21 protein-coding genes and 1 pseudogene are annotated in these 18,975 nt (G+C 71.1%); 11 read left to right on the top strand and 11 right to left on the bottom strand.

The genetic code is table 11. The features are described from left to right. Positions 1 to 52: 52 nt before the first annotated feature. Complete coding sequence (locus OG885_RS38920; protein ID WP_405740182.1) at positions 53 to 511, top strand: DUF6174 domain-containing protein; 459 nt, start codon at positions 53 to 55, stop codon at positions 509 to 511. On the opposite strand, the gene OG885_RS38915 is transcribed toward OG885_RS38920, so the two are convergent. Both OG885_RS38915 and OG885_RS38910 read right to left on the bottom strand, forming a co-directional pair. Next, positions 508 to 630 carry a hypothetical protein gene (locus OG885_RS38915; protein ID WP_405740180.1) on the bottom strand — a complete coding sequence of 41 codons (123 nt, stop codon included), beginning with the start codon at positions 628 to 630 and terminating at the stop codon, positions 508 to 510. The two genes, OG885_RS38920 and OG885_RS38915, sit on opposite strands and share 4 nt — an antisense overlap. A 91-nt stretch (positions 631 to 721) precedes the next feature. Beyond that, positions 722 to 844 (bottom strand): annotated as a pseudogene (locus OG885_RS38910) (transcriptional regulator); the annotation flags it as partial. Positions 845 to 1,105: 261 nt separating this feature from the next. Here OG885_RS38910 and OG885_RS38905 point away from each other — a divergent pair. Together OG885_RS38905 and OG885_RS38900 are read left to right on the top strand one after the other, a co-directional pair. Continuing rightward, positions 1,106 to 2,458: an MFS transporter gene (locus OG885_RS38905; RefSeq protein ID WP_405740177.1), complete on the top strand. Its 1,353-nt coding sequence runs from the start codon at positions 1,106 to 1,108 to the stop codon at positions 2,456 to 2,458. Then, positions 2,455 to 3,837, top strand: coding sequence for an alpha/beta hydrolase family protein (locus OG885_RS38900; RefSeq protein ID WP_405740174.1), 1,383 nt, complete (start codon positions 2,455 to 2,457; stop codon positions 3,835 to 3,837). Before OG885_RS38905 ends, OG885_RS38900 begins: the two co-directional genes overlap by 4 nt. A gap of 1 nt (position 3,838) precedes the next feature. Here the strand turns inward: OG885_RS38900 and OG885_RS38895 are convergent, their stop codons facing one another. From OG885_RS38895 to OG885_RS38885, 3 genes are read right to left on the bottom strand one after another with little or no spacing between them, the layout of a single operon-like run. Next, on the bottom strand, positions 3,839 to 4,411 hold the full coding sequence (locus OG885_RS38895; RefSeq protein ID WP_405740171.1) for a hypothetical protein: 573 nt from the start codon (positions 4,409 to 4,411) through the stop codon (positions 3,839 to 3,841). Next, the gene (locus tag OG885_RS38890; protein ID WP_405740169.1) at positions 4,408 to 5,880 is read right to left on the bottom strand and encodes a sensor histidine kinase; all 1,473 of its coding nucleotides are present in this window, start codon (positions 5,878 to 5,880) and stop codon (positions 4,408 to 4,410) included. Before OG885_RS38890 ends, OG885_RS38895 begins: the two co-directional genes overlap by 4 nt. Next, positions 5,877 to 6,569: a response regulator gene (locus OG885_RS38885; protein ID WP_405740166.1), complete on the bottom strand. Its 693-nt coding sequence runs from the start codon at positions 6,567 to 6,569 to the stop codon at positions 5,877 to 5,879. The genes OG885_RS38890 and OG885_RS38885 overlap by 4 nt, the downstream gene beginning before the upstream one ends. A 98-nt stretch (positions 6,570 to 6,667) precedes the next feature. Here OG885_RS38885 and OG885_RS38880 point away from each other — a divergent pair, with 98 nt between their 5' ends. Next, positions 6,668 to 7,477, top strand: a complete 810-nt coding sequence (locus OG885_RS38880; protein WP_405740163.1) for a DUF3152 domain-containing protein — start codon at positions 6,668 to 6,670, stop codon at positions 7,475 to 7,477. 155 nt (positions 7,478 to 7,632) lie between these two features. Further along, positions 7,633 to 8,520, top strand: a complete 888-nt coding sequence (locus OG885_RS38875; protein WP_405740161.1) for a S1 family peptidase — start codon at positions 7,633 to 7,635, stop codon at positions 8,518 to 8,520. 73 nt (positions 8,521 to 8,593) lie between these two features. Here the strand turns inward: OG885_RS38875 and infA are convergent, their stop codons facing one another. The 3 genes from infA to OG885_RS38860 form a co-directional block, all read right to left on the bottom strand. After that, positions 8,594 to 8,818: a translation initiation factor IF-1 gene (gene infA / locus OG885_RS38870; protein WP_405740158.1), complete on the bottom strand. Its 225-nt coding sequence runs from the start codon at positions 8,816 to 8,818 to the stop codon at positions 8,594 to 8,596. Beyond that, positions 8,815 to 9,606 carry a GNAT family N-acetyltransferase gene (locus OG885_RS38865; RefSeq protein WP_405740156.1) on the bottom strand — a complete coding sequence of 264 codons (792 nt, stop codon included), beginning with the start codon at positions 9,604 to 9,606 and terminating at the stop codon, positions 8,815 to 8,817. Before OG885_RS38865 ends, infA begins: the two co-directional genes overlap by 4 nt. Before the next feature lie 199 nt (positions 9,607 to 9,805). Next, positions 9,806 to 10,234, bottom strand: coding sequence for a secondary thiamine-phosphate synthase enzyme YjbQ (locus tag OG885_RS38860; RefSeq protein ID WP_405740153.1), 429 nt, complete (start codon positions 10,232 to 10,234; stop codon positions 9,806 to 9,808). A gap of 122 nt (positions 10,235 to 10,356) precedes the next feature. Between OG885_RS38860 and OG885_RS38855 the strand changes: the two genes are divergently transcribed. The 5 genes from OG885_RS38855 (at position 10,357) to OG885_RS38835 (ending at position 14,301) form a co-directional block, all read left to right on the top strand. Continuing rightward, entirely contained in the window at positions 10,357 to 10,440 is an 84-nt protein-coding gene (locus tag OG885_RS38855) for a putative leader peptide (RefSeq protein WP_349817350.1), read from the top strand. A 104-nt stretch (positions 10,441 to 10,544) separates the two neighbouring features. Then, positions 10,545 to 11,420, top strand: coding sequence for an ABC transporter permease (locus OG885_RS38850; RefSeq protein WP_405740150.1), 876 nt, complete (start codon positions 10,545 to 10,547; stop codon positions 11,418 to 11,420). Beyond that, positions 11,393 to 12,142, top strand: coding sequence for an ABC transporter ATP-binding protein (locus OG885_RS38845; protein ID WP_405740147.1), 750 nt, complete (start codon positions 11,393 to 11,395; stop codon positions 12,140 to 12,142). Before OG885_RS38850 ends, OG885_RS38845 begins: the two co-directional genes overlap by 28 nt. A gap of 32 nt (positions 12,143 to 12,174) precedes the next feature. Then, a complete protein-coding gene (locus tag OG885_RS38840; protein ID WP_405740144.1) occupies positions 12,175 to 13,194 on the top strand; it encodes an ABC transporter substrate-binding protein in 1,020 nt (339 codons plus the stop codon). A 39-nt stretch (positions 13,195 to 13,233) separates the two neighbouring features. Then, positions 13,234 to 14,301 (top strand): NAD(P)-binding domain-containing protein, encoded by a 1,068-nt coding sequence (locus tag OG885_RS38835; protein WP_405740141.1) that lies wholly within the window; start codon positions 13,234 to 13,236, stop codon positions 14,299 to 14,301. A gap of 12 nt (positions 14,302 to 14,313) precedes the next feature. Here the strand turns inward: OG885_RS38835 and mltG are convergent, their stop codons facing one another. Both mltG and OG885_RS38825 read right to left on the bottom strand, forming a co-directional pair. After that, on the bottom strand, positions 14,314 to 15,156 hold the full coding sequence (gene mltG / locus OG885_RS38830; RefSeq protein WP_405740138.1) for an endolytic transglycosylase MltG: 843 nt from the start codon (positions 15,154 to 15,156) through the stop codon (positions 14,314 to 14,316). A gap of 43 nt (positions 15,157 to 15,199) precedes the next feature. After that, the gene (locus OG885_RS38825; RefSeq protein WP_405740135.1) at positions 15,200 to 17,008 is read right to left on the bottom strand and encodes an ABC transporter ATP-binding protein; all 1,809 of its coding nucleotides are present in this window, start codon (positions 17,006 to 17,008) and stop codon (positions 15,200 to 15,202) included. 93 nt (positions 17,009 to 17,101) lie between these two features. On the opposite strand from OG885_RS38825, the gene OG885_RS38820 reads away from it, so the two are divergent. After that, a complete protein-coding gene (locus tag OG885_RS38820) occupies positions 17,102 to 17,560 on the top strand; it encodes a MarR family winged helix-turn-helix transcriptional regulator (protein WP_405740132.1) in 459 nt (152 codons plus the stop codon). Between the two features lie 53 nt (positions 17,561 to 17,613). Here the strand turns inward: OG885_RS38820 and OG885_RS38815 are convergent, their stop codons facing one another. Further along, complete coding sequence (locus tag OG885_RS38815; protein WP_405740130.1) at positions 17,614 to 18,966, bottom strand: cation:dicarboxylate symporter family transporter; 1,353 nt, start codon at positions 18,964 to 18,966, stop codon at positions 17,614 to 17,616. Between the last annotated feature and the right edge of the window lie 9 nt (positions 18,967 to 18,975).

Raw genomic sequence — 18,975 nt, 5'->3', positions numbered from 1 at the left:
GGCGTCCCAGGAGTGACATGCCCCGCCGGGGCGTGCGGAAGAAGGGATCGGCATGACTGTCGTACGCACGCCTGCGCGGCTGCTCGCCGCGGCCGCGCTGGCCGCAGGACTGATCTGCACGGCGGGCGCCTGCGGCACGGAGGACACCGCGAGCTCCGCCGAGGGGCAGCCGGTGTGGGAGGAGCCCGCGTCGTACACCTACACCCTCACGTCCAGCGAGGGGGAACGGTCCCTCATCGGCACCTTCCGGATCACGGTCCGGGACGGCAAGGTCACCGAGGCGGTCGGCCTCGACGACAGCGCGCGCCGGTTCGTGACCCGAACGCCGGACCAAGTACCCACCCTGGGAACCCTGTTGGACGAACTGGCGCAGGCCCGGCGCGACGACGCGGACACCGCGGAGGCCGAGTACGCGACCGACGGGCACCCCGAGCGGATCTACCTGGACTGGGACGACAACGCCCTGGACGACGAGGCCCAGTACGTCGTCAAGGCGTACGAACCGGCCTAGCCGCTCGTGCCGGTGAGCTGCTGGATGGTGCCGCCGATCCTGGGGCGGGCCTCCTTCAGGAGCGGTTCCCTGGCGCTGAGGGCCCAGCGGGTGCCGACGAGGTACGTGCCGCCGTACACGGAGGCCGCGTCCAGCCAGGTCAGCTTGAGCCGCTCCTCGGGGAAGGTCGCCGGGGCCGTTCAGCGGATGCTCATGGGGGTGGTAGTGCTTGGTGCCATGGGTGCGGTGCGGCACCTGGGGGTCGTTCCACCAGCCGCTGAACTCCGGGCACTTCAGGGTGAGTTCGCCGACGAGGTCGGCCGGCTGCCGGTCCTGCGGGTACCGCATCCGCGCACGGAACTGGGCCCGAAGTCCCGCAGGGCATGGCCGCGATCGTCGGCTTCATCGCCTCGCTGCCGCCGCGGGTGAACGTCCAGCAGGTCACGGTGATGCCGACCGGCCAGGCGAGCTGAGCGCCACCGTGCCGGCCGTCGGAGACCTCGACTCAATGTTGTGCACTTTATTGACGGCAGTCAGATGAGGGCCTAATTTCGCGGTGTCCTTCCCCCTCATGGGAGACCCCTCTCATGAGCGACGCCCCCAAGGGAGACCGCGATGCCCTCGTCCCCCGCCGCCGCACCGCCCACGGCCTCCGAACGGACTCGCCAGCTGCGCCGAGTGGCCCTCTCCGGGCTGCTCGGCACCGCCGTGGAGTTCTACGACTTCCTCGTGTACGGAACCGTCGCCGCGCTCGTCTTCGGCGAACTGTTCTTCCCGGGCGCCGATCCCGCCGTGGGCACGATCGCCGCCTTCGGCACCTTCGCCGCCGGTTATGTCGCCCGACCGCTCGGCGGCGTCCTCTTCGGCCACTTCGGCGACCGGCTGGGCCGCAAGTCGATGCTGCTGCTCACCATGGGCCTGATGGGCGGCGCCAGTTTCCTCATCGGTCTGCTGCCCACGTACGAGACCATCGGCGTGTGGGCGCCGGTGCTGCTGATCGCCCTGCGCGTGATCCAGGGCATCGCGATCGGTGGCGAGTGGGGCGGCGCCACCCTGATGGTCGTCGAGCACGCGGGCGAACGGCGCCGCGGGCTGTGGTCGAGCTTCACGCAGATGGGAGCCCCGTTCGGTTCCCTGCTGTCGACGGCCGTCGTGGCGTACGTCGTGACGCTCCCGAAGGACGAGTTCGCGGCCTGGGGCTGGCGGCTGCCGTTCCTGCTGAGCGTCGTCCTGCTCGGCGTCGGCATGTTCGTCCGGCTGAAGGTGGTGGAGAGCCCGCTGTTCGCCGAGGTGAAGAAGGACAGCGCCGAGTCGCGGCTGCCCATCCTCGACGTCCTGCGCAACCCGCGTCCCGTGCTGCTGGCCTGCTGCGTCGGCATCGGCGCCTTCACCGCCCAGTCGCTGCTGACCAGCTACATGATCGCGTACGCCACCGGCATCGGGTACGCCCGTCCGCAGGTGCTGGACGCCCTCACCGTCTCCGCCTGTGTCGCCCTCGTGGTGCTGCCGTGCGCCTCCGCGCTCTCCGACCGCGTCGGCCGCCGCCCGGTGGTCCTCGCCGGCGCCGTCACCTCGGCGGCGCTCGCCTTCCCTGTCATGGCACTGGTCGACTCCAAGTCGCCGGGGCTGCTGATCCTGGCCGTGGTCCTCGGTCACGGCATCGCCCAGTCCACGATGTACGGCCCGCTGGGCGCCCTGCTGACCGAGATGTTCGGCACCAAGGTCCGCTACACCGGCGCCTCGCTCGGCTACCAGGGCGCCACCCTCATCGGCGCCGGCTTCTCCCCCATGATCGCCGGCAGCCTGGTCGCGGGCAGCGACAGCAGCACGCCGGTCGCCCTGCTGCTCTGCGGCGGCGCCGCCATCACCGCGATCACCGTGTGCTTCGTCCGCGAGACCCACCGCACGACCCTCACCGAGCCCACCGCACAGCCCAACGTCCCCCACACGCAGGAGATCTCCGCATGACGAACGGCACCCGCACCACCTGCGCCGTGGCCGTCCTGCTCGCCGTCGCCGCGCTGCCCGCCCCGGCGACGGCGACCGCCGCGGACAGCAGCCACATCGAGGGCCAACTGCCCTCGGGCGCCGCCTACATGATGGACGTGCCCGCCGACTGGAACGGCACCGTCCTCCTCTTCAGCCACGGCTACCGCCCCCAGGGCGCCCCCAACCCCGCCCAGAACGCATCGGACAACGCCACCAAGTCCCTGCTGCTGCAACGGGGTTACGCCCTGATCGGCTCGTCCTACGCGAGCAACGGCTGGGCGGTGACGGACGCGGTGCCGGACCAGCTCGCCACCCTCTCCGTCTTCAAGGACCGCTTCGGGACGGCACGCCGCACCATCGCCTGGGGGCAGTCGTACGGCGGGCTCGTCACCACCGCCCTCGCCGAGCGCGCGCCGCAGCACTTCGACGGCTCCCTGTCGATGTGTGGCCTCGTCCACGGCGGCGTCGCCAACTGGAACAACACCCTCGACCCGGTCTTCGCCCTCAAGACGCTGCTCGCCCCCGACTCCGCGATCCCCCTCGTCGACATCCCGGACCGGACGGCCGCCACCGATGCCGCCAACACCCTGACAGCAGCGGTGGATTCGGCGCAGAGCACGGCCGAGGGGCGGGCCCGCATCGCACTGGCCGCCGCCCTGCACAACATCCCGGGCTGGAACGACCCCTCCCAGAGCCGGCCTGCCGAGACCGACTGGGCCGGCCAGGAGGCCAATCAGTACACCGCCCTCAAGGGGCTGGTCCAACTCCCCGCGTTCAGCTGGCGGTTGGAGGCAGAGACCCGGGCAGGCGGCAACATGTCCTGGAACACCGGCGTGGACTACGCGAGGCTCCTCGGGCAGTCCTCCGTCCGCAAGGAGGTCACCGAGCTGTACAAGAAGGCGGGGCTGTCCCTGCGCAAGGACCTCGCCACGCTCAACAAGGCTCCGCGCATCGGCGCCGATCCGTCCGCCGTCGCCTGGATGAGCGGCACGAGCGCCTTCACCGGCAAGCTGACCAAGCCGCAGCTGGACATCCACACCATCGGCGACGCCCTGGTCCCGGTCCAGACGGAGAGTGCCCTGAAGCGCGCGGTCACCGCCGCGGGGTCCTCCCGTCTGCTGCGTCAGGCATACGTCGACAATGCCGGGCACTGCACGTTCAGTCCGGCCGAGCAGCTCGGCGCCCTGCACACGCTGGAGGACCGCATCGGCACCGGCAAGTGGCCCGCCACGGACGCCGCCTCCCTCAACTCCCGCGCCACAGAGGCCGATTCCACCACCCCGGCCCGCTATGTGACGTACCGCCCCGCGCCCTACCCGCGCCCGTACGACCTCGCGCACCCGGCCGACGGCCGGTAGGTCAACCGGCGGCGAGGGCGGGGCACCCCTCGTCGGTCCCACCGGCCCTCCGTCCACTGCCGTCGGTCACCGCGACGGTGACCGGCGCGGTGGACGGAGCGGTGACCCGGTGGGCGCCCGCGGCCGTGCAGATCAGCTGCCGGGCCGCCATGCCGCTCAACGGCCCGGTGCCGGGGGGCAGTCGGAGGGTGATCCGGTCGCCCCGCACCTCGGCGGTGGGCCCGTCCGTCGGTGTCTGCCACAGCGGTTCGCCGGGCGAAGGCGTCACCCTCTCCGTCGGCGCGTCGGACGGCGACGGCAGGGCCGGTCGCACCCGGATCGCGGTGGTCAGCCGCTTCCCCTGCTCCCCGGGCGTCGGCCCCCGCAGCAGCAGCCGCACCGCGTCCCCGGCGTTCCCGGGCATCGCGGTCGTGCGCGGGACCGCGACCAGTGTGCCGTCGTGGACGAAGTAGACCGGCGTGACGGGCGCGATCCCGCTCGCCGGACCGCCGGCCTCCACCACACCGGTCGTGGGGATGTCGCAGGAGGCGAGGGCGAGCAACACCGGCAGCGCGACCAGTGCGAGGGCCTTCATGACGGGTGCTCCTCGGTCGACTCGTCCCGCCGCAACGGGAGTTCCACGGTGAAGAGGGCGCCGCCCGCCGGATGGTTCGCCGCGCGGACGGTGCCGCCGTGGAGGCGGACGTTCTCGGCGGTGATCGCCAGGCCGAGGCCGCTGCCCTCGGAGCGGCTTCTGGCGGTGTCGGACTTGTAGAACCGCTCGAAGACATGCGGCAGGACGTCGTCCGGGATGCCGGGACCGCTGTCGCACACCTCGATGACGGCCCGGCGTCCGTCGGAGCCGTGCAGCACGTCCAGGCGTACGCGCACCGGCTCCCCGCCGTGTTTGAGCGCGTTGCCGACCAGGTTGGCGACGACCACGTCGAGACGGCGCGGGTCCACGCGTCCGCGGGCCGCGTCGGGTGACGGCAGCTCCGCGCTCACCGTGCCCGACCAGCCCCGGGCGCCGAGCGTGCGCCGTACGGACTCGGCGAGGTCGATCTCGTCCAGATGCAGCACCGCGGCCCCGGCGTCGAACCGGGACATCTCCATCAAGTCGTCGACGAGCCGGGCGAGTTTGACGGTCTCCTCGCTGATCAGCCGGACGGCGGTGGCCGTGTCGGGGTCCAGCCGGGCGGCGTCCTCGTCCAGCACGTCGGTGACGGCCGACATCGCGGCGAGCGGGGTGCGCAGCTCGTGCGAGACGTCCGCGGCGAAGCGGCGAGCTCGCGCCTCCATCTCGCGCAGCTCCGCCACCGAGGTCTCCAGCGCGGCGGCCGTCTCGTTGAACGCGTGGGAGAGGTCGGCGAGTTCGTCGGAGCCGTTGACGTCGAGCCGGGTGTCGAGGCGGCCCTCGGCCATCCGCCGGGTGGCGTGCCGGAGCGCCCGCACCGGCACGAGCACGCCGCGGGCGGCGAACAGCGCGAGCACCACGGCGAGGGCCAGGGCCGGCACCATGGCCCGCTCGACGGCGGTCACCAGGGCGTCGACATAGGCCTGTTCCGTGGTCTGCGGGACGACCAGGAACACCCGCACGCCGGAGGCCAGCCGGGATACGTCCGGCTCACCGAAGGTGACCGACATGCCGACGACGAGGGAGGTACGGCCGCCTTCGCTCACCCGTTGGAAGACGGTGGCCCGGCTGGACGCCACAGCCGTACGGACGGCGGGCGTCAGCTCGGCGAAGGTGTCCCCGGGCACGGAGGAGGCGCTCAGCTCCCGGTACGTCACCAGCACCCGCCAGCTCCCGGACGCGTCGGCCGCCGCGACGTCCGTGGCGAACCGCCGGAGCGTCGACTCGCCCGGAGGGTACGGGAGTTCGGGGGCCCGCTCGCTCAACCGGGCCCGCAGCTGGCCGATCACGGCGTCCTGGCTCTGCTGGAGGACCCCGATCCGGGCCTCCCGGAAGGTCAGCGCGCCGGTCGTGGCGGCGGCGACACCGGCGACGAGCCCGAAGGCGACGACGAGCCGGGCGCGCAGGCCGCGGAGCCTGCGGCGCTTCACGGGGCCGCGAAACGGTAGCCGAAACCGCGGACGGTGTGGATGTACCGGGGGGCGCGGGGCGGTTCGGCCATCTTCGTGCGCAGCCGCTTGACGCAGGCGTCGACCAGGCGGGCGTCGCCGTGGAAGTCGTGCTCCCAGACCGCCTCCAGCAGTTGCTGCCGGCTGAACACCTGGCCCGGCGAGGCGGAGAGGGTGAGCAGCAGCCGCAGTTCGGAGGGGGCGAGCGAGATCGGGTCGCCGCCGAGGCTGACGGTCAACCCGGCCCGGTCGACGGTCAGTTCACCGTAGGTGTCGATCTTCGGCAGCCCCTCGCCGACGGGCGGGCCGCCGGCACGGCGCAGGACGGCACGGATGCGGGCGTCGAGGACCCTGGCGGTCACGGGTTTGACGACGTAGTCGTCGGCTCCCGCCTCCAGGCCGATGACGATGTCGACCTCGTCGCCGCGGGCCGTGGCCATGATGACCGGCAGCGCCTGGTCGACGGCCCGGATGCCGCGGCAGACCTCAAGCCCGGGCATGCCGGGCAGCATCAGGTCGAGGACCACGATGTCCGGCCGGAACGAACGCAGTTGCGCCAGTCCCTCCTCCCCCGTCGCGGCGGCGGAGACGTCATGGTTCTGGCGACGCAGCGCGAGGGCGACGCCCTCACGGACGGCACGGTCGTCTTCGATCAGCAGCACTCGTGGCATGGGCTCAGTATCCACAGGGGCAACACCAGCACGGGAGTTACCCTTTCGTTACCGGCCGGGCCAGGTCCGATCACATGGCGATCACAACGTGAGTGATCGTGACCAAGCACAAACGAGAACCCCGGGGCAGCAGGAGCAAACTGACCGTCGGCCTCGCCGCGTTGACCATCCTCGGGGCCGTCGGCTGCACGGTGGTGGCGTGGCCGCCGTCGGACGACAAGGGGACGTCGGCGAACAGCGCGCTGACGGAAGCGACCTCGCGCCCGTCCCCCACGCCGACCAGAACTCCCAGCGAGACGCCCGGCCCCCGGACGTCCCCGAGCCCCACGAAGTCGCCCACCCTCCCCCGGAAGGGCCCCGGAACCTATGTCACCGCACCGGGCGGGAGCACGAAGGCGGGCAAGGGTACGGCGTTTCGCTATCGGGTCGAGGTCGAGTCGAACATCGACCTGTCCGCCGAGGAGACCGCCCGGGCGGTGGACCGCATCCTCGGCGACCCCCGCGGCTGGACGGCCGACGGGCACTCGGCGTTCCAGCGGGTCGCCGACGGCCCCGCCGACTTCGTCGTCCGCCTCGCCACGCCCGCGACCGTCGACGCGGTCTGCGGCCGAAGCGGCCTGGACACCGGCGGCCGCTACAACTGCTCGGCCGGCGACGACGTCATGGTCAACCTGGACCGCTGGGTCCTGGCAACCCCCGTCTACGCCAAGGACGTCACCGCGTACCGCGCGCTGATCATCAACCACGAGGTGGGCCACTTCCTCCACCACGGCCATGTCACCTGCCCGGGCGAGGGCGAGCCGGCCCCGGCGATGATGCAGCAGATCAAGGGTATGCACGGCTGCGTCCCCAACGTCTGGCCGTACGACACCGAGGGCCGGCTCATCACCGGCCCCGCCGTCCCCTGACGTGGCCGTGGTCGCGTGCACGGCGGACCAGGCGGCAGCGCCGGGCCGTCCCACCTTCGGCCGAAGCCGACCTACCCCCCTCTGACAAGCCCGGGCAGACTGGGGCGTCGGCCCACCTGTTCCCGCCCTGCCCCATCGTCCCCGGGGAGACTTCGGTGTCCAGAGCTCGCCGTACCACCCTCAGACGCTCACGCTGGTCCGCCTCGGCGCTGGGCCTGCTGGTCCTGGCCGCCCTGGGAGCGTCCGGCACCACGACGACGGCGGTCGCCGAGCCGTCCGCCGCTTCGGTGACCGGCGCGGCCTCGGCGGTCGCGTCCCTGGACGTCGCCGGGACGACCTGGGCGGTGGACGAGCACACCGGAGGGCTGCGGGTGCTCGCGGACGCCACGGTCTCGGACGCGGACCTGGCCAGACTGCGCGCCGCCACCGGCCGGTTCACCGGCGCCGCCACCCTCGACCGGCTCGACGGCCACCTGCGCACGCTCGTGTCCGGCGGTGACGGCATCTACACCTCCGCGTGGCGCTGCTCGGCCGGGGTCAACGTGCAGAGCGGCACCGCCTACTACTTCATCACCGCGGGCCACTGCACCGACGGCGCGTCCACCTGGTACACCAGCGCCGCCCTGACCACACCGATCGGCTCGACCGTCGCCACCAGCTTCCCGAGCGACGACTTCGGCATCGTCCGCTACTCCAACACGGCCGTGCCGCACCCCGGCACCATCGGCACCGTCGACATCACCCGCACCACGACCGCGTACGTCGGCCAGAGCGTGTGCCGCCGGGGAGCCACCACCGGCGTCCACTGCGGCCGGGTCACGGGCCTCAACGCGACCGTCAACTACGGGAGCGGTGAGGTCGTCTACGGCCTGATCCAGACGAACATCTGCGCCGAGCCCGGCGACAGCGGCGGCCCGCTCTACGCCGGCGACAAGGTCATCGGCATCCTCTCCGGCGGCTCCGGCAACTGCACCTCGGGCGGGACCACCTACTACCAGCCGATCCAGGAGGCCCTGAACGCCTACGGGCTGTCCGTCTACTGAACCGAACGCCCCGGCCACGGACATGCCGTGACCGGGGCCCGGGATCAGCCGGCGCGGTGAGTACCGGGCGCCGCTAGTTCCGGTAGCGGAACACGATCCGGCCGCGGTTCAGGTCGTACGGCGGGAGTTCCACCAGCACCCGGTCCTCCAGCATGATCTTGATGTAGTGCTTGCGGATCTTCCCGCTGATGTGTGCGAGCACCTGGTGGCCGTTCTCCAGCTCCACGGTGAACATGGCGCTGCGCAGACAATCCACGACCCGGCCCTCGACCTCGATGACGTTCTTGTGCTTCGTCATCGCACCAGCTCCAGGTTGCTGCTCAGCCGCCGGGCGCCGACGCCCTCGAACAGCGCCGAGGCCGCCCGGTTTGACTCCTGGACCTCGGTGAAGGCCGTGGCGTGCCCGGCCAGGTGCTGTGTCTCCAACGCGTGGGCCAGCAGCGCCCGGGCGATGCCGCGGCGCTGCTCGCCGGCCCGGACCGCGAGCAGTCCGATGCGCGGCCGGATCGGCACCACGACCCGGATGAGCCCCAGGTAGCGCTCCGGCGTCGCGGCCACCGCGTACTTCGACGGGTCGACGACGGTGTCCCCGTCCGGGAACGGGATCACCTCCGCCGGCATGGACTGCCAGCCGACGCTCGCCTCGACCTCGGCCCGGATCGCCCGGTCCACCGCCCGCAGCAGATCCTCGTCCGCCTGACCGGCGGGCACGATCGTCACGCCGGGTGGCGGCAGGACGGCGTCCAGTCCGGTGACCCGCGGGTCGGTCGGTACGGCGTACTCCCACTCGCGGCGCCGGACGGTGAACCCGGCGCGCTGCCAGGCGGCCGTCAGTTCGACGTCGGCTTCGTCGACCACGGTGTGCACCGGTGCCGGCAGGGCTGCCAGGAGCGCCTCGGCGAGACGGTCGAAGACGGGTCCGTGCCAGGCGTCGATACTGACGAACAGGCGGCCGTCGGGCCGGTGATGGGCATGTCCGCGACCGACCACCAGGTCGTCGTCGAGTGCGTGCCACTCGCCGTACACGACGCGCGTGACCGTCACCGCGTTCTCACTCGAACCAAGTGCAGAAGGTTGTGTGTTCATCGGAGTCTCCCTCCAGGAGTGCCTCGATCTCAGGCGCTCCTGGCGACACCGAACGTCAGCCGCCGGACCGTGACGGATCGAGGGAGCACCCACGGGTAACTGTGTTCACGGGGCTCACCTCCAGATGACGTCTTCACGGTCCACCGCGAACCTAGCAGCGTGCCGTCGTCGCGCTCAAAGCCTTTTTCGCGAACGCACGTCACGCTCCCGCGAGGAAGGTGAGGCGCACCGTGCGCCGCGGGTTGTCCTTGTTCGTGTCGACCAGGCACACCGACTGCCAGGTCCCCAGTTCCAGCCTGCCGTCGATGACCGGCAGCGTCGCGTGCGGCGGTACGAAGGCCGGGAGGACGTGGTCGCGGCCGTGGCCGGGGCTGCCGTGGCGGTGCTGCCAGCGGTCGTCGGCGGGGAGGAGGGTGTGCAGGGCGGCGAGGAGGTCGTCGTCGCTGCCGGCGCCCGTCTCGATGATCGCGATGCCCGCGGTGGCGTGCGGGACGAAGACATTGAGGAGGCCGTCGCGGCCGTCGGCGGCCTCGCGCAGGAAGGCCTGGCAGTCGCCGGTGAGGTCGACGACGCGCTCGGCCGATCCGGAGGAGATGTTCAGAACTCGGGTGGTGAACGCAGCTGACATGCGTCCATCCTCGCCCATGCGGCGGGCCGCGCGGGTGACCCGCTGCCCGCGCTTCGATACGGCGGGTCCATTCCGCGAGACACCATTGACCATGGCCACGCCATCTGGCTACGTTCGGCCGCATGTTGCGTTCAGCCCTGCTCACCACGCGCGGTCACATCGACCTGCTGCGGGTGGCCTCCGCCGCGTGTCGCCGCGGCTGCTGACGCCCTTACCCGCTCTCCTCACCCCCGCGCCGCCCCCTGCCCTTCCGCGTCCCTGACGCGGCGGCGTCCCGGCGCATCCCGCTCTTCCCCTCCGCGGAGCACCCATGAGCATCAGCCATGCCCCACCCAGCGCTTCCGGGCCGGATATTTCCGGTATACCCGGCAAGAAGCCCGCGCTCGACCTCGAACCTCTCGTCCCCACCTCCTCCCGCCGCACCCGCGTGCCCCGTTGGCTGCGCCGCACGACCGGACCGGTGGTGCTGCTCCTGCTGTGGCAGATCCTCAGCGCCACCGGCGTGCTGACCTCCGACGTGCTGGCCTCGCCGGGCCGTATCGCCCAGGTCGGCAGCGATCTGATCGCCGACGGTTCGCTGGCCTCCGCCATGGGCACCTCGCTCCAGCGCGTCGCGGCGGGGCTGCTGTTCGGCACGCTCGTCGGGACCGGACTCGCCCTGGTCTCGGGCCTGTTCAGGATCGGCGAGGATCTGGTGGACGCCCCCGTCCAGATGCTGCGGACCGTGCCGTTCGTCGGTCTGATCCCGCTGTTCATCATCTGGTTCGGCATCGGCGAGACACCGAAGATCGCCATCATCACGCTCGGCGTGACCTTCCCGCTCTACCTCAACGTCTACGCCGGTATTCGTGGCGTGGACTCCCAACTCATCGAGGCCGGTGAGTCGTTGGGGCTGTCCCGGTGGGGCCTGGTGCGTCATGTCGTGCTGCCGGGCGCGCTCCCCGGCGCACTGACCGGCCTGCGCTACTCCCTCGGCATCGCCTGGCTGGCGCTGGTCTTCGCCGAGCAGGTCAACGCGGACTCCGGGATCGGGTTCCTCATGGTGCAGGCACGGGACTTCCTGCGGACCGACGTGATCGTGGTCTGCCTGATCGTCTACGCCTTCCTCGGCCTGCTGGCCGACTTCGTCGTCCGCTCCCTCGAAAGGCTGCTGCTGCAATGGCGACCGACATTCACCGGCCGGTGAGCACGCAAGGCACCACCCAGGCGGTCCGCGTGGCGAGGCTCACCCGCTCCTTCGACGGCCGCGCCGTGATCGACGACCTGCGACTCGACGTCCGGCAGGGCGAGTTCGTGGCGCTGCTCGGCCGCAGCGGCTGCGGCAAGTCCACCCTGCTGCGCATCCTCGCCGGACTCGACCGGGACATCGAGGGCACTGTCCTGGTGCCGCGCCGCAAGGCGGTCGCGTTCCAGGCGCCCCGGCTGATGCCGTGGAAGAAGGTGTGGCGCAACGTCGTACTGGGTCTGCCCGGCAAGCCCGGACGGGGTGTCGCCGACCAGGCACTGGAGGAGGTCGGGCTCGGCCATCGGGCGGACGCCTGGCCCAAGACCCTCTCCGGCGGCGAGGCCCAACGGGCTTCCCTCGCGCGGGCGTTGGTCCGCGAGCCCGATCTCCTGCTGCTGGACGAGCCGTTCGGTGCCCTCGACGCCCTCACCCGGATCAAGGCCCAGCGTCTGGTCGGCGAGTTGTGGCAGCGGCGCGGCTGCGCGGTCCTGCTCGTGACGCACGACGTCGAGGAGGCCGTCCTGCTCGCCGACCGCGTCCTGGTGATGGACGACGGGGTCATCGCCCATGAGCAGCACATCGATCTCGCCCGTCCCCGCGACATCACCGACCCGCGCTTCGCCGAGCTTCGCGCCGGCCTGCTGGAACGGCTCGGTGTCGACACCGCCGCCGAAGCCGCCTGAACCACCGCCCCCACCCCATGAACGGAACCGTCATGCGACGACGCCTCGCCCCCGCCGCCCTGCTCCTTCCCCTCGCCCTCCTGCTCACCGCCTGCGGCGGCAGCGCGACCGCCGGCACCGGCTCCGACACCGACGGCGAGGGCTCCCTCACCCTCAACGTCGGTGACCAGAAGGGCGGTTCGGAGGCGATCCTGCGGGCCGCCGGCGAGCTCAAGGGCCTCGACTACAAGATCAAGTGGTCCACGTTCACCTCCGGCCCGCCCCTGCTGGAAGCCGTCAACGCCAAGGCCGTCGACATCGGCGGGGTCGGCAACACCCCGCCGGTGTTCGCCGCCGGCGCGGGTTCGAAGATCACGGTCGTGTCGGCGTTCCACGGCACGTCCAAGGGCGACGCGATCCTCGTACCGAACGGCTCGAAGCTGACGAAGCCCGCGCAGCTGAAGGGCAGGTCCATTGCCGTGGCGCAGGGTTCGTCCGCCAACTACCAGCTGGTCGCCTCGCTGAAGGCGGCAGGGCTGAGCCTGAGCGACGTGAAGGTCAAGTACCTTCAGCCGGCCGACGCGCTCGCCGCGTTCACCTCCGGCAAGGTCGACGCGTGGGCGGTCTGGGACCCGTACACCTCGCAGGTGCTCCAGGCGAAGCAGGGGCGGATCCTGACCACCGGTGACGGGATCACCAACGGGCTGACCTTCCAGGTGGCGGCGCCCTCCGCGCTCCGGGACAAGGAGAAGGCCGCCGCCGTCAAGGACTATCTGGAGCGGCTGCGGCGGGCCACGGCCTGGGTGCACGACCACCAGGAGGAGTGGGCCGAGGTCTGGGCGAAGGACACCGGGCTGCCCTACGAGGTCGCGCTGGCCTCGGTACGGCGGACGAACGCCACCCGGATCTCGGTCGCGGTCGACAAGCCGCTGGTGGCCTCGGAGCAGGAGATCGCGGACACCTTCACCGAGCTGAAGCTCATCCCGCACAAGGTCGACTTCGGCGCCTTCGTGGACACACGCTTCAACGGCGATCTGCCGCCGTCCACCACGGCGGCGCGCGGCGAGGGCTAGGCAGGGAAGATCCACGGCCCCGGGGCTGTTGGTAGAAAGGTGAACAACACTGAGGTCGTGGTCATAGGCGCTGGTCAGGCAGGTCTCTCCAGCGCCTATCACCTACGCCGAACCGGTTTCGAGCCCGGGCGCGACTTCGTCGTGCTGGACCACTCCCCCGGGCCGGGCGGTGCCTGGCGGTTCCGGTGGCCCTCGCTGACGTACGGCAAGGTGCACGGGATGCACGCGCTGCCGGGGATGGAGCTGACCGGCGCCGACCCCGCGCGCCCGTCCTCCGAGGTGATCACCGAGTACTTCGACACCTACGAGCGGACCTTCGGCCTGCGGGTACTGCGGCCCGTGGATGTGCACACGGTCCGGGAGGGCGAGGGCGGGCGGCTGCTCGTCGAGACCTCGGCCGGGAGCTGGGCGACCCGGGCGCTGATCAACGCGACCGGCACCTGGGACCGGCCCTTCTGGCCGCGCTATCCCGGGCAGGAGACCTTCCGGGGGCGGCAGTTGCACACCGCGCAGTACCCGGGACCCGAGGAGTTCGCGGGGCAGCGGGTCGTGGTGGTGGGCGGCGGCGCGTCCGGTACCCAGCACCTGATGGAGATCGCCCCGTACGCGGCCGGCACCACCTGGGTGACCCGTCGGCCGCCCGTCTTCCGCGAGGGCCCGTTCACCGAGGACGTCGGCCGGGAGGCCGTGGCGCTGGTCGAGGAGCGGGTGCGCCAGGGGCTGCCGCCGAAGAGCGTGGTCTCGGTGACCGGACTGCCGCTCAACGACGCGATCCGTCAGGCCCTCGCCGACGGCGTCCTCGACCGGCAGCCGATGTTCGACCGGATCACCCCGGAGGGGGTGGCCTGGAACGACGGACGGCATGTCGACGCCGACGTCATCCTGTGGGCGACCGGCTTCCGGGCCTCCATCGACCATCTGGCGCCGTTGAAGCTGCGTGAGCCCGGCGGCGGCATCCGCGTCGAGGGCACACGCGCGGTCGCCGACCCTCGGATCCACCTGGTCGGCTACGGCCCCTCGGCCAGCACCATCGGCGCCAACCGGGCGGGGCGGGCGGCCGTGCGGGACATCAGACGGCTGCTGGCCGGGGAGCCGGTCGCCGCCTGACACCCCCGGACGTCACTTCGTGGGCTGGGCGCTCTTCTTCTGGTTGGCGTTGAACTCGGCCACGTTGCGCAGGTGTTCCTCGTAGTCGGCCGTGAAGCGGGTGTCCCCCGGCTTGACCGTGACGAAGTACAGCCAGTCGCCCGGCGCCGGCGTGATCGCGGCACGCATCGCGTCCTCGCCCGGGTTGTCGATCGGGGTCGGGGGAAGCCCCATGCGCTGGTACGAGTTGTAGGGGCTGTCGATCCGGGTGTCGGCGTCGGACGTCTTCAGCGTGGCGCGGTTCAGCGCGTAGTTGATGGTGGAGTCCATCTGGAGCGGCATCCCGCGCTCCAGCCGGTTGAAGACGACCCGGGCCACCTTCCCCATGTCGGCCTTGGTGGCGGCCTCGGCCTGGACGATGCTCGCGATGGTCACCGCCTGGTACACGTTCATCGCGTTGCGCTGGGCGCCGGCGGCGATGGGCGCGCCGTTGAACTTCTTGTTCGCGGTGTCGACCATGAACGACAGCAGCGACTCCGGCGTGGACTTCTCGTCCAGCGGATACGTCGCCGGGAAGAGCCAGCCCTCGGGGTTGCCCTCGGCGTCGGTCGGAAGTTTCAGGCCGGCCTTGGTCAGGGCCTTCCTGGTGGTGCCGGCCGGGCGGGCGAGGGCCTTGTCGACGGCGTCGTACACCTGGCTGGAGCGCCAGCCCTCCGGGATGACCAGCGAGGTGGGCTTGGCGTCCTCGTCGCTCTGCAGACTCAGCAGCGGCACCGCCACGGCGGTGCCGGCCACGACGGCCCCGGTCGCGATGAGGGCGAGTCGGCCCCGGCGCGTCAGTCGAATCGTGCTCCGTGGCGGAGTGTTCTGGTACATGCGGGCACGGTAACGGTCATATCGTCACAAACCCGGCATATCTTCAGCTTGTCGGTTCCAGTTGAGCATCCCGGCGTAGGAGGGCGGCGTACCGTCCGTCCAGTTCCAGCAGTTCCTCGTGGGTGCCGCGTTCGGCGGGGCGGCCGGAGTCCAGGACCACGATCTGGTCGGCACCCCGGACGGTGGACAGCCGGTGCGCGATGGTGAGCGTGGTGCGGTTGGCGGACAGCGCGTCGATGGCTTCCTGGACGGCCCGCTCGGTGCGGTTGTCCAGCGCGCTGGTCGCCTCGTCGAGGATCAGGACCGGCGGATCGCGCAGGATCGTGCGGGCGATGGCCAGCCGCTGCTTCTCGCCGCCGGAGAAACGGTGACCGCGCTCGCCGACGACGGTGTCGTATCCGTCGGGCAGGTGCGCGATGTGGTCGTGGATCTGGGCCGCCTTCGCCGCCGCGTGCAGTTCCCCGTCGGTGGCGTCGGGCTTGGCGAAGCGCAGGTTGTCGGCGACCGAGGCATGGAAGAGGTACGTCTCCTGGGAGACGACGCCGACCGCGCGCGCGAGCGTGTCGAAGTCGAGGTCGCGGACGTCGACGCCGTCGAGGGTCACCCGGCCGCCGGTCACGTCGTACAGACGCGGCACGAGATGGCCCAGCGTGGACTTGCCGGCGCCGGTCGGGCCGACGACCGCGAGGCTGCTGCCGGCCGGGACGGTGATGTCGACGCCGTCGAGCGTGGCGGCGCCCTTCTCGTCGTACCGGAACTCGACGTTCTCGAACCGGACCTCGCCCTTGACGGTGTCCAGGTGGACGGGGTCCTCCCGCTCGGTGATGTCTATCGGCAGGTCGAGGTACTCGAAGATGCGCTGGAAGAGGGCGAGGGAGGCCTGTATCTGGACGCCGGTGCCGAGCAGGCTGACGGCCGGGCGGAACAGGCCCTGCTGGAGCGAGACGAAGGCGACGATGGTGCCGATCGAGACGTCCGGGCCGCCCATCTGGAGGGCGAGGCCGGCGGTCCAGTAGATGACGGCGGGCATGGCCGCCATGACGATCGTGATGACGGCCATGCGCCAGCGCCCCGCCATGTTCGACTTCACTTCCAGGTCGACCAGGCGCTCGGACTCCTCGGAGAAGGACTGCGTGAGCGAGTCGGAGCGGCCCATCGTGCGGCCCAGGAGGATGCCGCTGACGGAGAGCGACTCGGTGACCGTGGCGGCCATCGCGGCCATCTGCTTCTGGCGCTGGGTGGTGATCTTCTTGCGTTCGTTGCCGACCCGGCGGCTGATCCACACGAAGACGGGGAGCAGGAGCAGCGAGACGACGGTGAGGCGCCAGTCGAGGGCGATCATCGCGACGATCGTGGCGACGACGCTGGTGACGTTGGAGACCAGGGAGGTCGCGGTGGAGGTGACGGTGGCCTGCATGCCGCCGATGTCGTTGGCGATGCGGGACTGGACCTCGCCGGTCCGGGTGCGGGTGAAGAACGCCAGCGACATGCGCTGGAGGCGGTCGTAGACGGCGGTGCGCAGGTCGTGCATGACGCGCTGGCCGACCGTCGTGGAGATCAGGGTCTGCAGGACGCCGAAGACGCTGGTCAGCACCGCGCTGAGGATCATGCCGAGCGCCAGCAGGCTGAGCAGTCCGGTGCGGCCCTCGGGGATCGCGACGTCCAGCGTCTCCTTCAGCATGAAGGGGGTGGCGACGGAGACCAGCGAGGCGGCGCCGACGAGCAGGCCGACGACGGCGAGACGGCTGCGGTAGGGGCGGAAGAGCTTCAGGATGCGGCGGACCTGCCGGGGCTGCTCCGGGGTGTCGGAGTCAGCGGGCGGCGTCCATCTGGATGCGTTGTCGGGGTGCATGGGCTCCTTCGGAGGCTGGTCGAAGCGGATTCACGGACCTTAGCTCATAGTTACCTATACTCACAATGCACATAGTCCTGTTATTGTTCCCGTATGACGACCCCCGATTCCGACGGTCTGCTCGCCGAGCAGTTGCTCCGCTTCACGCGGCGTGTGCATCGCATCCAGAAGCGGCACATCGAGCAGAGCGGTATGGGAGTCACCCCGGCCCAGTCCCGTTTGCTGCGCACCCTCGCGCACTACGGCTCACCGCCGCGCATGGCCGATCTCGCCGAGCGCCTTGAGGTGGTCCCGCGCGCGGTGACGACGCTGGTCGACGGTCTGGAGGCGGGCGGAAAGGTGCGGCGCATGCCGGATCCAACGAACCGGCGGGTCATCCGGATCGAGCTCACGGACGACGGGCGCAAGGCGCTGCGCGAGCTGCGGGGGGCGCGGCGGTCGGCGGCGGCGGAGATCCTGGCGCCGCTGACGGAGGAGCAGCGGCGAGTGCTGGGCGACCTGCTGGACACCTTGGTGGACGGGGACCCGCCCGAGCCGGGCAAGCGCTGCTGACAGCATGAAGAGGGCCGCGGCTGGTCGCCGCGGCCCTCTTCGGTTGGCTGATGTCAACTGGCCTCGGTCACCGTCTCCTTGGTCTGCCGGGCGGGAATCTCAGCAGTGGCGTCCTCGATCTCGCCGTCCAGCGCCTTCCTGGCCTTCTCCAGATCCAGCGCCCCTTCCCACCGGGACACGGCGAAGACGGCGACGCAGTTGCCGAGCAGGTTCGTCACCACGCGCATCGAGTCCATGATCCGGTCCACGCCGAGCAGCAGCGCCACCGCGCCGGCCGGGATCGCACCCAGCGAGGACGCGGTCGCCGACAGGGCGAGGAAGGCCGAGCCGGGGATGCCGGCCATGCCCTTGCTGGTGAGCATCAGCACCAGGACCACGGTGATCTGCTGGCCCAGGCCGAGGTCGACGCCGACCGCCTGGGCGATGAAGAGCGTGCCGATGGACAGATAGAGCGAGGCGCCGTCGAGGTTGAAGGAGTAGCCGGTCGGCAGCACCAGGCCCACGGCGTCGTCGCGTGCGCCCGCCTTGCGCAGCTTCTGCATCACACGCGGCATGACGGACTCGGTGGACGCGGTGCCGAGCGCGAGCAGCATCTCGGCGCGGATGTAGCGCAGGAACTTCCAGAGGCTGAGCCCGGTGACCAGGCGCAGGGCGACGGCGAGGAGCGCGATGAAGAGCGCGGCGGCCACGTAGCACAGGACGATCAGCTTGGCGTAGGTCTCGATGACGCCGAGCCCGTACTGGCCGATCAGGACGGCCATCGCGCCGAACACCGCGATCGGGGCGAGCCGCATGATGAAGCCGACGACCGCGAAGATGATCTCCTGGGCCTGCTCGATGGCGGGCAGTACCTGGGGCACCTTGGTGTGGCCGAGGTGGAGCAGCGCGGCGCCCACCAGGCAGGCCAGGATGAGCACTTGGAGGAGCTCGTTCTCGGCGAAGGCCCCGATGAAACTGGTCGGGATCGCGTTGACGACGAACTCGGTCGTCGAGGGCAGCGAGCCGCCGCCGGTCTTCGCGTCGACCGCCGAGGCGTCCAGCGTCGAGGGGTCGACGTGCATGCCGGAGCCGGGCTGGACGACGTTGGCGGCGAGCAGGCCGATGATCAGCGCGAGCGTGCTCGCCACCTCGAACCAGATCAGGGCCTTGAGCCCGATCCGACCGAACGCCTTGAGGTCACCGGCCTTGGCGATCCCGACGACGACCACGCAGAACACGAGCGGGGAGATGATCGTCTTGATGAGCCGGGTGAAGCCGTCGCCGAGCGGCTGGAGGTCCGCGGCGAAGCCGGGCCAGAGCTTTCCGACAACGATGCCAAGAACCAGCGCACAGAGGACCTGTGCGAAGAGAGAGGTACGCAGTATGCGTGCGACGCGTCGCGGCAGGGACGGGACGGACGGCGGCACGGGCACTCC

The sequence above is a fragment of the Streptomyces sp. NBC_00028 genome, from assembly GCF_045041065.1.
Classification (GTDB): Bacteria; Actinomycetota; Actinomycetes; order Streptomycetales; family Streptomycetaceae; genus Streptomyces.
This window is presented reverse-complemented; position numbering and strand designations above follow the sequence as displayed.